This is a genomic window from Pseudomonas sp. B3(2017), from assembly GCF_002113595.1.
Classification (GTDB): Bacteria; Pseudomonadota; Gammaproteobacteria; order Pseudomonadales; family Pseudomonadaceae; genus Aquipseudomonas; species Aquipseudomonas ekonensis.
Genome location: NZ_NEIU01000002.1, coordinates 203,742 through 217,668 on the forward strand (window position 1 = coordinate 203,742; position 13,927 = coordinate 217,668).

The window sequence follows — 13,927 nt, forward strand, 5'->3', positions numbered from 1 at the left end:
CGTGCAGCGAAAATCAGCGGAAGCACCGACATGATCGACCTCGCAACCTGGAACCTCAGCGTTCCCGTCGGCAACCCGCCGTACACCGTCGACACCGCCAAACTGGTGAACGGCTTCAAGGACCAGTACTTCCACTCCGACACCGGCACGCTGTTCTTCTGGTCGCCGGTCACCGGCTCCAAAACCGAGAACGCCATCTACCCGCGCACCGAACTGCGCGAGACCTACAGCAACGGCACCCTGCGCAACTGGTACTACCCCGACGCCGACAACCTGCTGCGCGCAACCTTGGCGGTGAACAAGGTGCCCAGCTCCGGCAAGATCGTCATCGGCCAGATCCACGCCTACGAAAGCCAGAAGCCGATGCTCAAACTCGAATACCAGTACAAAACCAGCACCGAGACCGGCAACCTGGTGATCAAGTTGCGCACCCACCCCGATCAGGACGAAAGCCGCGTCATCACCCTCGCCACCGGGATCAAACTGGATCGCGAGTTCAACTACCTCATCCACCTCAGCCCCGGCGGCGCCTTGGGCGTCAGCGCGGCGGGCTATCAATGGGATTCGCAGATCAGCGCGACCTGGCGCAACAAGCCGCTGTATTTCAAGGCCGGGGTGTATGTGCAGGACAACACCGGCTACACGAGCGAGGGTGGGCAGGTGACGTTTTCCAAGCTCGACATTGATCACAACAAGTAACCGACCCTCACCACAGGGATTTCCGGCCTTGGGCAGCGCGCTTAAACGCACCCGTTTACAGACACCCGGCGTTACGTCCCCAGGCCTACAACGGCTTGCGCCGCTGCCTACCGGTACGCCAGAATCCGCCGGCTTGTGCGCCTGGGGGGCCCTCGGTAACTTGGTTCGCGTCACTGATTTCCAGTGATCGGGTTTAGTAGCCCGGCACTTCCACCACCGTACAAGCGTCATCCCGTCAGGCCTTCGCCTGCACTTGATGGTGGCTGTGCGCATGGCGCCTTCGGGTGCGCCGGGATTTGGTGGTTTTGCCCGGTCTACTAACTTGCGTACAGCCGCCACCCTCCGTTTAGTAGCGAGATGTTTGCGGCCCCAATCCGAGAAACCATCAATGATCAAATCGACACCGCATCCACCTGAAACCGATCCGGCCTCCCCCTACGAATCCATCGATTCCCGCAAACTCCACGAAGCCGCCGAACGTGCCCTCGACCACTACCTCAACCCCGTCACGCCCAACTACCCCGCCCATGACCCCATGTACTTCGCCAACCCGGCCTACACCACCGAATCCCTGCTGGCCGACGCCAGCGAAAACCTCGGCTCGGCCAGCGCCATGCTCGACCACTTCACCACCCTGCTCGACACCCCGCACCGCAAACTGGCCCAGGGCATTGCGCAACTGGTCATGCTGGGAGAATTGGCCGTGAATCAGGCGTTGGATAACGTTGAGCCGAAGCTGTAGCGCTCGAACCGGATGACACGCACCTGACTTACGCCATCGAAAACCCGCCAATCGGTGGGTTTTCTGTAGCGATGCACAAATGAAAGAGTGAATGCCAACCTGCCAGCCGTTTCAGTATTAAGGGGACAGATTTATTTAATCAGTAAATATATCCGTCCCCTTTCTCCCCTTTCTCCCAACTTCGCCGCCACTCTCGACACGCCTTATCGCAAGACCGCGTTGGGCATCGCCCAAGTGGTGATGCTCGGAGAGTTGGCGGTGAATCAGGCGCTGGATCATGTTGAGTTAAAGGTGTGATTGGGGTTGGAACCCAGTGAGAAATGTTACCTGTAACGGACTTTTGCCCAATCGGTACTGGAAATGTCCGTTATGGGTGTCATTCGCTCGATCGTCACAGGCGTAAGCTCGCTCAAACTCAGTGTTCCGTTTAAAGAACACTCCCTCACGAATGTTACGTTAACGACACATGGATCATATTCTGCTCGTCAGCCGACTTGGTGCTCAGATACGCGGAAAACGTATCGCTCTCGGCCTGACCCAGGCGCAACTTGCCGAACTCGCGCGATTGACGCGATACAAAGTGATTGCTATCGAGAAAGGCACCCTCTCTGTCGGCATGATCGCCTACGCTCGCGCATTGTGCGCTCTCGATTGCGAACTCACCGTCGTTCCGGCGGGCATGCCGACGCTTGAAGAGCTAGAGGGATTGTTCGAGTAAAAATCTCTGGCTGGTTTCTCAGCGCCCACAAAAAACCCGCCTCTCGGCGGGTTTCTTTTGAATCAGCTCAACGCCAGTCTCAATTGACCTTAGCGTTCAACTCACCTTTCAGATAACGCTGATACATCCCTTCCAGCGAAACCGGTTTGATCTTCGAAGCATTACCGGCAGTGCCGAAAGCCTCGTAACGCGCGATGCACACATCACGCATGGCCTTCACGGTCTCACCGAAGAACTTGCGCGGGTCGAACTCGCTCGGGTTGGTGGCCATCAGGCGACGCATCGCACCGGTGGACGCCAGGCGCAGGTCGGTGTCGATGTTGACCTTGCGCACGCCGTGCTTGATGCCTTCGACGATCTCTTCGACCGGTACGCCGTAGGTTTCTTTGATGTCGCCGCCGTACTGGTTGATGATCGCCAGCCACTCTTGCGGAACAGACGAGGAACCGTGCATCACCAGGTGGGTGTTCGGGATGCGCTTGTGGATTTCCTTGATGCGGTCGATGGCCAGCACGTCGCCGGTCGGCGGCTTGGTGAACTTGTAGGCGCCGTGGCTGGTGCCGATGGCGATGGCCAGGGCGTCAACTTGAGTCTTCTTGACGAAGTCGGCGGCTTCTTCCGGGTCGGTCAGCATCTGGCTGTGATCCAGCACGCCTTCGGCGCCGATGCCGTCTTCTTCGCCGGCCATGCCGGTTTCCAGCGAACCCAGGCAGCCCAGCTCGCCTTCAACCGAAACGCCGCAGGCGTGAGCCATGGCGACGGTCTGTTGGGTGACGCGCACGTTGTATTCGTAGTCGGTCGGAGTCTTGCCGTCTTCGCCCAGGGAGCCGTCCATCATCACCGAGCTGAAGCCCAGCTGGATGGAGCGCTGGCAGACGTCAGGGCTGGTGCCGTGGTCCTGGTGCATGCACACCGGGATGTGCGGGAATTCTTCGATGGCCGCCAGGATCAGGTGACGCAGGAACGGGGCACCTGCGTATTTGCGGGCACCGGCCGAAGCCTGGACGATCACCGGGGAGTCAGTCTTGTCAGCGGCTTCCATGATGGCGCGCATTTGTTCAAGGTTGTTGACGTTGAAGGCCGGAACGCCGTAGCCGAATTCGGCTGCGTGGTCCAGCATCTGGCGCATGCTGATGAGTGCCATTGTGTGTGTCTCTCCCGGTTGAGGGTCGTTAATCGTGCCAGCCTGCCGGAGCGGCGGCGGCTATTCAAGTGATTGCGGATCGGGGGTCGAGGCCCGGTCCGGTGATTCGGTGTTGCCAAAATCCTGTGAACGGCAAAGGCCCCTGCATCGGACCTCTGCACATCCGTTCAATCGTGTCACTGCGCCTTGCAGCCCCGGCCGATCAGATCATTGGTGGCGACCCAGTAGACCAGGCCTTCCTCACCCTTGATGTGAAACGCCAGCATGTTGTCGCTGTACAGCGCACCCGACGCGCCCGGCTCTTCCTTCAGGCGGTAGACCTGATCGCCGCCGCCCAGGCGCACGTCGACTTCCTTGCGCCCGGCATCGGTGTAGCGCCACAGCACCTTGGCCTGGCTGTCGCAGGTCCAGGTTGTCCAGTCGTCCGCCGGTGCGGACGGCTGAAACAGCCCCAACTGTGCGCAACCGCCCAACAATCCCAACGCCGCAACGGCGATCAAGCCTTTCATCCGTGTTCCTCGACCGACGGCGCACGCCGCCGGCCCTGAGTTAAAGGGTCAGACCCGTCAAGGACAGCCCTGTTCCTTGGCCGGGGTTTGCGTCTCGTACTTGTCCAGGCCTTCCGGCCCCGAGCGCTTGTTCAGCACCGGGTTGGTTTCGGCTTGCCAGTCGGCCTGGTAGCAGCCCTTGTGCGCCTCGCCGGCGTCCGGCTGCGCGTCGGCCTGCGGGTGGCTCCCGCAGGCGGCCAGCGCAGCGGTCAGCAGCAACAGCGCTAACGACTTGACCATGTGAACACTCCTTTGCCTGGCCAATCGGGCGGCCTCAGGCCTTGGCCCGGCTTTCCAGGACTTCGACGGCCGGCAGCACCTTGCCTTCGACGAATTCGAGGAACGCGCCGCCACCGGTGGAAATGTAGGAGATATCACTGGCCACGCCATACTTGTCGATGGCCGCCAGGGTGTCGCCGCCGCCGGCGATGGAGAACGCGGCGCTTTCGGCGATGGCCTGGGCCAGCACTTTGGTGCCGTTGCCGAACTGGTCGAACTCGAACACGCCGACCGGGCCGTTCCACAGGATGGTCTTCGACGATTTCAGCAGTTCGGCGAAGTTGGCTGCGGTCTGCGGGCCGATGTCCAGGATCATGTCGTCGGCGGCCACGTCACCGATCAGCTTGACGGTGGCGGCGGCGGTTTCGGCGAATTCCTTGGCCACCACCACGTCCACCGGCAGCGGCACGCTGACCTTGGCGGCGATGGCGCGGGCGGTGTCCAGCAGGTCCGGCTCGTACAGGGACTTGCCGACCGGGTGACCGGCCGCCGCCAGGAAGGTGTTGGCGATGCCGCCGCCGACGATCAGTTGGTCGCAGATCTGGCTCAGGCTGTTCAGCACGTCCAGTTTGGTCGAGACCTTGGAGCCGGCAACGATGGCGGCCATCGGCTTGGCCGGCGCGCCCAGGGCCTTGCCCAGCGCGTCCAGTTCGGCGGCCAGCAGCGGGCCTGCGGCGGCGACCTTGGCGAACTTGGCCACGCCGTGGGTCGAACCCTCGGCGCGGTGGGCGGTGCCGAAGGCGTCCATCACGAACACGTCGCACAGGGCGGCGTATTGCTGGGCCAGTTCGTCGGCGTTCTTTTTCTCGCCCTTGTTGAAGCGCACGTTCTCGAACAGCACGATGTCGCCGGCCTTGACGTCAACGCCGCCCAGGTAGTCGGCCACCAGCGGCACTTCGCGGCCCAGAGCCTTGCTCAGGTAGTCGGCGACAGGCTTGAGGCTGTTCTCGGCGGAGAACTCGCCTTCGGTCGGACGGCCCAGGTGCGAGCAGACCATCACCGCCGCGCCTTTCTCCAGGGCCAGCTTGATGGTCGGCAGCGAAGCCAGGATGCGCGCATCGCTGGTGACTGCACCGTCCTTGACTGGGACGTTGAGGTCTTCGCGGATCAATACGCGCTTACCTTGCAGATCGAGGTCGGACATCTTCAACACGGTCATGGGTCGCACTTCCTGGATTACTTGTTTGTTGGAATCGCTGTCTGCAGATAGTGCTCTGCAACGTCCAGCATTCGGTTGGCAAAACCCCATTCGTTGTCGAACCAGGCCAGGATGTTCACCAGCCGTGGGCCGGAGACGCGGGTCTGACTGGCATCGACGATGGCCGAATGTGGGTCATGGTTGAAATCGCAACTGGCATGGGGCAGCTCGGTGTAGGCCAGCAACCCCTTGAGCGGGCCGGCGGTGGCGGCGTCGCGCAGGATCCGGTTGACCTCGGCGGCGTCGGTGTCGTTCGCGGTCTGCATCGTGATGTCGAGGCAGGACACGTTGACCGTCGGCACGCGTACGGCTTTGGCCTGAATTCGCCCGGCAAGTTCCGGCAGCAGGCGCTCGATGCCGCGCGCAAGGCCGGTGGACACCGGAATCACCGACTGGAACGCCGAACGGGTGCGGCGCAGGTCTTCGTGGTGATAGGCGTCGATGACCGGCTGATCGTTCATCGCCGAGTGGATCGTGGTGATCGACACGTACTCCAGCCCCACCGCCCGGTCCAGCAGGCGCAGCAGCGGCACGCCGCAGTTGGTGGTGCAGGAGGCGTTGGACACCAGGCGCTCGGCGCCGGTCAGGCAGTCCTGGTTGACGCCGTAGACGATGGTGGCGTCGACATCCGACTCGCTGGCCATCGGCTGGGAGAACAGCACCCGCGGCGCGCCGGCGTCGAGAAAGCGCTGGCCGTCGCCGCGGGTGTGCCAGGCGCCGGAGCATTCGAGCACCAGATCGACGCCCAGGGACGCCCAATCGATGCCTTCGGGGGTGGGACTGCGCAACACCTTCACGCAGTCGCCGTTAATGTGCAGACAATCGCCGTCGACCTTCACTTCGCCGGGAAACCGGCCGTGGGTGGAGTCGAAGCGTGTCAGGTATTCGATGCTGGCCATGTCGGCCAGGTCGTTGATCGCGACAATCTCGAACCCGGCCTTCTCGCCTCGCTCGAACAACGCACGCAAGACGCAACGACCAATCCGGCCGTAGCCGTTGAGTGCAACTTTGTAGGGACGCGGTTGAGGCATGGGGTTCTCGATAATACGCAGACCAGACGCAATGCTTATGTGCGACACAGCCCTTGTGGGAGCTGGCTTGCCAGCGATAGGGCCATCCGCTTCAACCTATGTGCTGACTGAACGGACTCTATCGCTGGCAAGCCAGCTCCCACAGGGAATTGCGGTGACCGGGAGGTCACCGCCGTGTGCCTTAGTCTTCCAGCAGCTCTTCGGCCTGGCCCAGGATGTTCTCCAGGGTGAAGCCGAACGCTTCGAACAGCGCCGGAGCCGGTGCCGATTCGCCGTAGGTGGTCATGCCGATCACGCGGCCTTCCAGACCCACATACTTGAACCAGAAGTCGGCGTGGGCCGCTTCGATGGCGATGCGCGCGCCGACCTGCAGCGGCAGGACCGATTGCTTGTAGCCGGCGTCCTGGGCGTCGAACACGCTGGTGCACGGCATCGACACCACGCGAACCTTGCGGCCCTGCTCGGTCAGCTTGTCGAAGGCCTGGACGGCCAGGCCGACTTCGGAGCCGGTGGCGATCAGGATCAGCTCAGGCTCGCCTGCGCAGTCCTTGAGCACGTAGCCACCGCGGCTGATGTCGGCGATCTGGATCGCGTCGCGGGACTGATGCTGCAGGTTCTGGCGGGAGAAGATCAGCGCCGACGGGCCGTCCTTGCGCTCCAGGGCGTTTTTCCAGGCCACTGCCGATTCGACGGCGTCGGCCGGACGCCAGGTGTCCAGGTTCGGCGTGCTGCGCAGGCTGGTCAGCTGCTCGATCGGCTGGTGGGTCGGGCCGTCTTCGCCCAGACCGATGGAGTCGTGGGTGTAGACGTGGATCACGCGCTGCTTCATCAGGGCCGACATGCGCACGGCGTTGCGGGCGTATTCCATGAACATCAGGAAGGTCGCGCCGTAAGGCACCAGGCCGCCGTGCAGGGCGACACCGTTCATGATCGCGGTCATGCCGAACTCGCGCACGCCGTAGTACATGTAGTTGCCGCTGGCGTCCTCGGCGCTGACGCCTTTGCAGCCTTTCCACAGGGTCAGGTTGGAACCGGCCAGGTCAGCCGAGCCGCCCAGCACTTCCGGCAGCAGCGGGCCGAACGCGTTCAGGGCGTTCTGGCTGGCCTTGCGGCTGGCGATGGTTTCGCCCTTGGCCGCCACTTCGGCGATGTAGGCGTCGGCCTTCTCGGAGAAGTCGGCCGGCAGCTCGCCGCTCAGGCGACGCACCAGTTCGTTGGCTTCGGTCGGGAACGCGGCGGAGTAGGCAGCGAAGCGCAGGTCCCAATCGGCTTCGACGGCGCGGCCGGCTTCCTTGGCGTCCCACTCGGCGTAGATGTCGGCCGGGATCTCGAACGGGCCGTGGTTCCACTTCAGGGCTTCACGGGTCAGCGCGATTTCCGCGTCGCCCAGCGGGGCGCCGTGGCAGTCTTCCTTGCCTTGCTTGTTCGGCGAACCGAAGCCGATGGTGGTCTTGCAGCAGATCAGGGTCGGCAGCGGGCTCTTGCGCGCGGTGTCGATGGCGGTCTTGATCTCTTCCGGATCGTGGCCGTCGACGTTGCGGATCACCTGCCAGTTGTAGGACTCGAAACGCTTCGGCGTGTCGTCGGTGAACCAGCCTTCGACCTCGCCGTCGATGGAGATGCCGTTGTCGTCGTAGAAGGCAATCAGCTTGCCCAGGCCCAGGGTGCCGGCCAGGGAAGCGACTTCATGGGAAATGCCTTCCATCATGCAGCCGTCGCCCAGGAACACGTAGGTGTGGTGGTCGACGATGTTGTGGCCCGGACGGTTGAACTGCGCGCCCAGCACCTTTTCCGCCAGGGCGAAGCCCACGGCGTTGGCCAGGCCCTGGCCCAGGGGACCGGTGGTGGTCTCGACGCCCGGGGTGTAGCCGAATTCCGGGTGGCCCGGGGTGCGGCTGTGCAGTTGGCGGAACGCCTTGAGGTCGTCGATCGACAGGTCGTAGCCGGTCAGGTGCAGCAGCGAGTAGATCAACATCGAGCCGTGGCCGTTGGACAGCACGAAGCGGTCACGGTCGGCGAACGACGGGTTGCTCGGGTTGTGCTTGAGGTAATCGCGCCAAAGCACCTCGGCGATATCCGCCATACCCATAGGGGCACCGGGATGGCCGCTGTTGGCTTTTTGCACGGCATCCATGCTGAGGGCACGAATGGCGTTGGCACGCTCACGACGGCTAGGCATCGCTGATCTCCTGGGTTCTGAAGCTGAAGGTGAAAAATCGAAACGGAAAAAAGGCGAGCATTTTCCCTCACCCGGACGCCTCGGGGCAATGACAGATAGTCATCTGAAGACGTTTTTCCCCTGCCGGGCGGCGCTTTCGGCGGGTGAATCCTTTCCGCCGCCCGTCTGTAACGTTAACCATTGCGTGGGAAACACCACCCATCGATCAATATCAAAACTTTTTGATATTGATCTTGCGATGCTTTCCGGCCGTCACTAGACTGCTGCCCCTATGAACTTACGCGTGCCTACGATTCGCCATGACGCCTGCGACGACCTGGCGGCCCTGTGCAAGGCCGGCGGCGATCCGCTGCGGCTGAACGTGCTGCGGGCGCTGGCCAACGACTCGTTCGGCGTGCTGGAGCTGGCGCAGATCTTCGGCATCGGCCAGTCCGGCATGAGCCATCACCTCAAGGTGCTGGCCCAGGCGGAGCTGGTGGCGACCCGCCGTGAAGGCAACGCGATTTTCTACCGCCGCGCCCTGCCCCACACCGAACTGTTGGGCGGCACGCTGCACGCGGCATTGTTAGAAGAAGTCGACAACCTGGCCCTGCCGGACGACGTGCAGGCGCGGATCGCCCAGGTGCACGGGCAACGGGCGGCGGCCAGCCAGGACTTCTTCGCACGGGTGGCGGAGAAATTCCGCGCCCAGCAAGACTTGATCGCAGGCCTGCCGCAGTACCGCGACAGCGTGCTGGCCCTGCTCGACAAACTGAACTTCGGCGGCGCTGCCACGGCCATCGAAGTCGGCCCCGGCGATGGAGCCTTCCTGCCGGAACTGGCCCGCCGTTTCGGCACGGTAACCGCACTGGACAACAGCGCGGCGATGCTCGAACTGGCGCGTCAGGTATGCGTTCGTGAACGGCTGGCTAACGTCAGCCTGCAATTGGCCGATGCATTGAACGGTGTGAGCCTTCAGGCCGATTGCGTGGTATTGAACATGGTGTTGCACCATTTCGCCGCGCCGGCCGAAGCGCTCAAGCACATGGCCAGCCTGCTGCAACCGGGCGGTAGCCTGCTCGTGACAGAGTTATGCAGCCACAACCAGAGCTGGGCCAGGGAGGCCTGCGGTGATCTGTGGTTGGGGTTTGAACAGGACGATTTGGCCCGTTGGGCCACCGCTGCGGGACTCGTTCCCGGGGACAGCCTCTATGTAGGCTTACGTAATGGTTTCCAGATCCAGGTCCGCCACTTTCAGCGGCCGGCTGGCGACACTCACCATCGGTAAATTCAGGAAAACATCGAGATGAGCGAATACTCCCTCTTCACCTCCGAGTCCGTGTCTGAAGGGCATCCGGACAAAATCGCCGACCAGATTTCCGATGCAGTGCTGGACGCCATCATTGCCCAGGACAAGCACGCACGCGTGGCGGTGGAGACCCTGGTCAAGACCGGCGTGGCCATCGTTGCCGGTGAAGTGACCACCAGCGCCTGGGTCGACCTGGAGCAGATCGTCCGTGACGTGATCTGCGACATCGGCTACACCAGCTCCGACGTCGGCTTCGACGGCGCCACCTGCGGCGTGATGAACATCATCGGCAAGCAGTCCCCCGACATCAACCAGGGCGTTGACCGCGCCAAGCCTGAAGACCAGGGCGCCGGCGACCAGGGCCTGATGTTCGGCTACGCCAGCAACGAGACCGACGTGCTGATGCCGGCCCCGATCACCTTCTCGCACCAACTGGTGCAGCGCCAGGCCGAAGCCCGCAAGTCGGGCCTGCTGCCTTGGCTGCGTCCGGACGCCAAGTCCCAGGTCACCTGCCGTTACGAAGGCGGCAAAGTGGTCGGCATCGACGCCGTGGTGCTGTCGACCCAGCACAACCCGGAAGTGTCGTACAACGACCTGCGCGAAGGCGTGATGGAGCTGATCGTCAAGCACGTGCTGCCGGCCGAACTGCTGAGCAAGGACACCCAGTTCCACATCAACCCGACCGGCCAGTTCATCATCGGCGGCCCGGTGGGCGACTGCGGCCTGACCGGCCGCAAGATCATCGTCGACAGCTACGGCGGCATGGCCCGTCACGGCGGCGGCGCGTTCTCCGGCAAGGACCCGTCCAAGGTTGACCGCTCCGCTGCGTACGCCGGCCGTTACGTGGCCAAGAACATCGTCGCCGCCGGCCTGGCCGAGCGCTGCGAGATCCAGGTGTCCTACGCGATCGGCGTGGCCCAGCCGACTTCGATCTCGCTGAACACCTTTGGCACCGGCAAGATCAGCGACGACAAGATCATCAAACTGGTGCGTGAAGTGTTCGACCTGCGTCCTTACGCCATCACCACCATGCTGGACCTGCTGCACCCGATGTACCAGGAAACCGCAGCCTACGGTCACTTCGGTCGCGCTCCGCAGACCAAGACCGTCGGCGACGACACCTTCAGCACCTTCACCTGGGAAAAGACCGACCGCGCCGACGCCCTGCGTTCCGCCGCCGGCCTGTAACACCTCCAGGCGACACGAAAAGCCCCGCACGGCTCACGCCCTGCGGGGCTTTTTCATGCCTGCAGGTTCCCTCCCCGCTTCGGGCAGCGCCCCAGCCAAAAGCCCGCATCTGCCCATCCGGAAACAGCCCGAAAAACACCCGCCCGACGCCCCCGGATTCCCCGCCTACCCTTCAAGCGTTCCCCTTGAGCAAGGACGCTCACGATGCCCGCTGCAATGCCCCTGCTGCTCCCACTGCTGTTGATGCTCATCCTCCCGAACGCCCTCGCCGACGACTGCCCCGATTGGCCACCGGAAAAGGCCCGCACCGAAACCGCCGTCCTGCAAAGGCAGATCGACCGCTGGGACGACGCTTACCACCGCGAAGGCCGGGCGCTGATCGCCGACGGGCTCTACGACCAGTCGCGCTTGCGCCTGGACGAATGGCGCCGGTGCTTCGGCCTTCCGTCACCGGCCAACCCGCTGCGCACGGCCACAGGCCCTGTCACTCACCCGATCGCCCACACCGGGTTGGACAAACGCCACGACGGCAAAGACGTCGAAGCCTGGCTGCGCGACCGCGAAGGCCTCTGGATTCAACCCAAGGTCGACGGCGTCGCGGTCACGCTGATCTACCGCAGCGGGCGACTGCACCAGGCCATCAGCCGCGGCGACGGAGTCCGGGGCCAGGACTGGACAGCGTCGGCGCAGAAGATCGCCGCCATTCCCCGGCAACTGACCGAACCGGTGGATCTGCTGGTGCAGGGCGAACTCTATTGGCGCCTGAGCGACCACGTTCAGTCCCGCGACGGCGGCCGCAACGCCCGCGCCACCGTCGCCGGCCTGATGGGCCGCAAGGATCTGGGCGCCGAAGAGGCCGGCGGCATAGGGCTGTTCGTCTGGGACTGGCCGCAGGGGCCTTCGGCCTTGTCCGAAAGGCTCTCGACGCTGGCCGCCCTGGGATTCGCCGCGACCGCGCCCTACACCCACACCCTCGAACGCTTTGCCGACGCCCAGGCATGGCGCGAGCATTGGTTCCGCACGCCGTTGCCGTTCGCCACGGACGGCGTCGTCCTGCGTCAGGACCGGCGCCCGTCGGCCGAGCGCTGGCAGGCACGGCCGCCGCACTGGGGCATTGCCTGGAAGTACCCGTTCGCCCAGGCCCTGGCCGAGGTGCGCAAGGTCGATTTCAGGATCGGGCGCACGGGGCGCATCACACCGGTGCTGGAGCTGGCGCCGGTGCGGCTGGACGACCGGCAGATCCGACGGGTCAGCGTCAGCTCGTTCCAGCGCTGGCAGGCGCTGGACATCCGCCCCGGCGACCAGGTCGCGGTCAGCCTGGCCGGCCTGACCATCCCCCGGCTAGACGGCGTCGTCCTGCGCGCGGCCGAGCGTGTCGAGCTGGCTGTTCCGCAGGCAACCGATTTCCACGCCTTGAGCTGCTGGCGACCGACGCCCGGCTGCGAAAGCCAGTTCCTCGCCCGCCTGACCTGGCTCGGCGGCAAGCAGGGGCTGGGGCTGCCCCATGTCGGTCGCGGCACCTGGGAGAAACTTCTGGAAACAGGCCGCCTGACCGGCCTGCTGGATTGGTTGACCCTCGAGGGGCCGGAGCTTGCTAACATGCCCGGCTTCGGCGAGCGCAGCGGCGCCCGCCTGCTGGACAGTTTTCGCACAGCCCGCCAGCGGCCGTTCGCCACCTGGCTCAAAGCCTTGGGAATGCCGCCGACCGGACAGGCACCGCTGGACGGCACCTGGCACGAGCTGGCGCAACGCGACACCGAACAATGGCAGGCAGAACCCGGCATCGGCCCCGGCCGCGCGGCGCAACTGAGCGCCTTTTTCCGCGACCCGCAGGTGCTGGCCTTGCGCGACACCCTGCAAGCCGCCGGCATCGACGGCTTCTGAACACAGCCTCCCGGCACGCCGGGAACCCAATGTCCGTCGGGGCGCTCCAACAGCGCAGCGCACCACCGAACCGAATGCCTTAGCGCATGGAGCCTTTATGAAATCGCTTGCCCTGCTGACCCTATGCGGATTCCTGGCCGCCCCGTTGATGGCCGCCGAGGAAGCGCCGGAACTCACCGGCTGCGCCGCCAAGAAGCAGAACATCGTCACCCAGATCGAACAGGCCAAGGCCCACGGCAACGCCGACCAGCAGGCCGGCCTGGAGACCGCCCTGCGCGAAGTCACCGATCACTGCACCGACGCCGGCCTGAAGAAGGAACGCGAAAACAAGGTGCTGGAGGCCAAGCACGAAGTGAGCAAACGCCAGGCCGACCTCGACAAGGCCATGAAGAAGGGCGACCCGGAGAAGATCGACAAGCGCAAGAACAAGCTGGCCGAGTCCCGCAAGGAATTGCAGCAGGCGCTGGACGAACTGGACAAGTAACGAGAGCCACTGCGGCAAGGGAGCAAGCGCCCTCGCCACGGTCATTCAACCGCGTCAGCTATCAGTGATCGCGAAACTCTTTATGGCAGGCACTGCACGCATCTTCGACTTTCTGCACCGCTGGCCCCAGGTTGCTGGCCTTGTAGGGCTGCACTTGGCTGGCGATCACCAGTTCACCGGTGGCCGCCTCAAGGGTGCGGGCCATTTCCTGGAAACGCGCCTGCCTCTGCCAGACATCGTCCTTGGCGCTGGTGTGATCCTCTTCGCGCACCTGCGGGAAGTGCTTCCACGGCTCATGGGACAGCGCATCGAGCTTCACCGCGCCGTCGGCGAATTTCGCCCCGTCGAAGGGAATGCGCCCGCGCAGCATGCCGCCCAGGTCTTCGCCGGTCTTGAGCATCTGCTTGAAGATCGCCTTGCGCTGGCCCAGCGGAGAGTTGGGGTCGACGCCGCCGCAGGCGGACAGGGTCAGACAGGCCAGCAAAGCAACAGAGATTCTTTTGAGTGTCATGGTGGCTTCGGTCACGGAAAAATGGCGGCCAGTA

14 protein-coding genes and 1 pseudogene are annotated in these 13,927 nt (G+C 63.9%); 8 read left to right on the forward strand and 7 right to left on the reverse strand.

The annotated features are described in order from the left end of the window. Nucleotides 1-30 precede the first annotated feature (30 nt). The 4 genes and pseudogenes from CAG33_RS03505 (at nucleotide 31) to CAG33_RS03520 (ending at nucleotide 2,159) form a co-directional block, all read left to right on the forward strand. Nucleotides 31-699 carry a polysaccharide lyase family 7 protein gene (locus CAG33_RS03505; protein ID WP_085636938.1) on the forward strand — a complete coding sequence of 223 codons (669 nt, stop codon included), beginning with the start codon at nucleotides 31-33 and terminating at the stop codon, nucleotides 697-699. 388 nt (nucleotides 700-1,087) lie between these two features. Next, on the forward strand, nucleotides 1,088-1,441 hold the full coding sequence (locus CAG33_RS03510; RefSeq protein ID WP_085636941.1) for a DUF6124 family protein: 354 nt from the start codon (nucleotides 1,088-1,090) through the stop codon (nucleotides 1,439-1,441). 177 nt (nucleotides 1,442-1,618) lie between these two features. Continuing rightward, nucleotides 1,619-1,738: pseudogene (locus tag CAG33_RS28970) on the forward strand (DUF6124 family protein); the annotation flags it as partial. A gap of 169 nt (nucleotides 1,739-1,907) precedes the next feature. After that, nucleotides 1,908-2,159: a transcriptional regulator gene (locus CAG33_RS03520; protein ID WP_085580731.1), complete on the forward strand. Its 252-nt coding sequence runs from the start codon at nucleotides 1,908-1,910 to the stop codon at nucleotides 2,157-2,159. 79 nt (nucleotides 2,160-2,238) lie between these two features. Here the strand turns inward: CAG33_RS03520 and fba are convergent, their stop codons facing one another. The 6 genes from fba to tkt all read right to left on the reverse strand — a co-directional run bounded on the left by fba (nucleotide 2,239) and on the right by tkt (nucleotide 8,538). Further along, nucleotides 2,239-3,303, reverse strand: a complete 1,065-nt coding sequence (fba, locus tag CAG33_RS03525; protein ID WP_085580733.1) for a class II fructose-bisphosphate aldolase — start codon at nucleotides 3,301-3,303, stop codon at nucleotides 2,239-2,241. A 176-nt stretch (nucleotides 3,304-3,479) separates the two neighbouring features. Beyond that, entirely contained in the window at nucleotides 3,480-3,812 is a 333-nt protein-coding gene (locus CAG33_RS03530) for an MliC family protein (RefSeq protein ID WP_085580735.1), read from the reverse strand. 57 nt (nucleotides 3,813-3,869) lie between these two features. Further along, nucleotides 3,870-4,091, reverse strand: a complete 222-nt coding sequence (locus tag CAG33_RS03535; RefSeq protein ID WP_085580737.1) for a hypothetical protein — start codon at nucleotides 4,089-4,091, stop codon at nucleotides 3,870-3,872. A gap of 34 nt (nucleotides 4,092-4,125) precedes the next feature. After that, entirely contained in the window at nucleotides 4,126-5,289 is a 1,164-nt protein-coding gene (locus CAG33_RS03540; RefSeq protein ID WP_085580739.1) for a phosphoglycerate kinase, read from the reverse strand. 17 nt (nucleotides 5,290-5,306) lie between these two features. Further along, nucleotides 5,307-6,359: an erythrose-4-phosphate dehydrogenase gene (gene epd, locus CAG33_RS03545; protein ID WP_085580742.1), complete on the reverse strand. Its 1,053-nt coding sequence runs from the start codon at nucleotides 6,357-6,359 to the stop codon at nucleotides 5,307-5,309. A 181-nt stretch (nucleotides 6,360-6,540) separates the two neighbouring features. Further along, nucleotides 6,541-8,538 (reverse strand): transketolase, encoded by a 1,998-nt coding sequence (tkt, locus tag CAG33_RS03550; RefSeq protein WP_085580744.1) that lies wholly within the window; start codon nucleotides 8,536-8,538, stop codon nucleotides 6,541-6,543. A 271-nt stretch (nucleotides 8,539-8,809) separates the two neighbouring features. Between tkt and CAG33_RS03555 the strand changes: the two genes are divergently transcribed. From CAG33_RS03555 to CAG33_RS03570, 4 genes are all read left to right on the forward strand, one after another. After that, entirely contained in the window at nucleotides 8,810-9,805 is a 996-nt protein-coding gene (locus tag CAG33_RS03555; protein ID WP_085636948.1) for a metalloregulator ArsR/SmtB family transcription factor, read from the forward strand. Nucleotides 9,806-9,823: 18 nt separating this feature from the next. Continuing rightward, nucleotides 9,824-11,014, forward strand: coding sequence for a methionine adenosyltransferase (gene metK / locus CAG33_RS03560; protein WP_085580748.1), 1,191 nt, complete (start codon nucleotides 9,824-9,826; stop codon nucleotides 11,012-11,014). Nucleotides 11,015-11,218: 204 nt separating this feature from the next. Beyond that, nucleotides 11,219-12,898: an NAD-dependent DNA ligase LigB gene (gene ligB / locus CAG33_RS03565; RefSeq protein WP_085636951.1), complete on the forward strand. Its 1,680-nt coding sequence runs from the start codon at nucleotides 11,219-11,221 to the stop codon at nucleotides 12,896-12,898. Nucleotides 12,899-12,995: 97 nt separating this feature from the next. After that, nucleotides 12,996-13,382, forward strand: a complete 387-nt coding sequence (locus CAG33_RS03570; RefSeq protein WP_085580752.1) for a DUF1090 domain-containing protein — start codon at nucleotides 12,996-12,998, stop codon at nucleotides 13,380-13,382. Between the two features lie 61 nt (nucleotides 13,383-13,443). Here CAG33_RS03570 and CAG33_RS03575 read toward each other — a convergent pair whose 3' ends face one another. After that, complete coding sequence (locus tag CAG33_RS03575) at nucleotides 13,444-13,893, reverse strand: cytochrome c (RefSeq protein WP_085581206.1); 450 nt, start codon at nucleotides 13,891-13,893, stop codon at nucleotides 13,444-13,446. Between the last annotated feature and the right edge of the window lie 34 nt (nucleotides 13,894-13,927).

Excerpts from the sequence above, each read along its gene's own strand:
- CAG33_RS03575 (WP_085581206.1), bottom strand. The coding sequence starts at position 13,893 with ATGACACTCAAAAGAATCTCTGTTGCTTTGCTGGCCTGTCTGACCCTG.
- CAG33_RS03570 (WP_085580752.1), top strand. The coding sequence starts at position 12,996 with ATGAAATCGCTTGCCCTGCTGACCCTATGCGGATTCCTGGCCGCCCCG.
- ligB (WP_085636951.1), top strand. The coding sequence starts at position 11,219 with ATGCCCGCTGCAATGCCCCTGCTGCTCCCACTGCTGTTGATGCTCATC.
- CAG33_RS03505 (WP_085636938.1), top strand. The coding sequence starts at position 31 with ATGATCGACCTCGCAACCTGGAACCTCAGCGTTCCCGTCGGCAACCCG.
- epd (WP_085580742.1), bottom strand. The coding sequence starts at position 6,359 with ATGCCTCAACCGCGTCCCTACAAAGTTGCACTCAACGGCTACGGCCGG.
- CAG33_RS03520 (WP_085580731.1), top strand. The coding sequence starts at position 1,908 with ATGGATCATATTCTGCTCGTCAGCCGACTTGGTGCTCAGATACGCGGA.
- CAG33_RS03535 (WP_085580737.1), bottom strand. The coding sequence starts at position 4,091 with ATGGTCAAGTCGTTAGCGCTGTTGCTGCTGACCGCTGCGCTGGCCGCC.
- fba (WP_085580733.1), bottom strand. The coding sequence starts at position 3,303 with ATGGCACTCATCAGCATGCGCCAGATGCTGGACCACGCAGCCGAATTC.
- tkt (WP_085580744.1), bottom strand. The coding sequence starts at position 8,538 with ATGCCTAGCCGTCGTGAGCGTGCCAACGCCATTCGTGCCCTCAGCATG.
- CAG33_RS03555 (WP_085636948.1), top strand. The coding sequence starts at position 8,810 with ATGAACTTACGCGTGCCTACGATTCGCCATGACGCCTGCGACGACCTG.
- CAG33_RS03540 (WP_085580739.1), bottom strand. The coding sequence starts at position 5,289 with ATGACCGTGTTGAAGATGTCCGACCTCGATCTGCAAGGTAAGCGCGTA.
- CAG33_RS03530 (WP_085580735.1), bottom strand. The coding sequence starts at position 3,812 with ATGAAAGGCTTGATCGCCGTTGCGGCGTTGGGATTGTTGGGCGGTTGC.
- CAG33_RS03510 (WP_085636941.1), top strand. The coding sequence starts at position 1,088 with ATGATCAAATCGACACCGCATCCACCTGAAACCGATCCGGCCTCCCCC.
- metK (WP_085580748.1), top strand. The coding sequence starts at position 9,824 with ATGAGCGAATACTCCCTCTTCACCTCCGAGTCCGTGTCTGAAGGGCAT.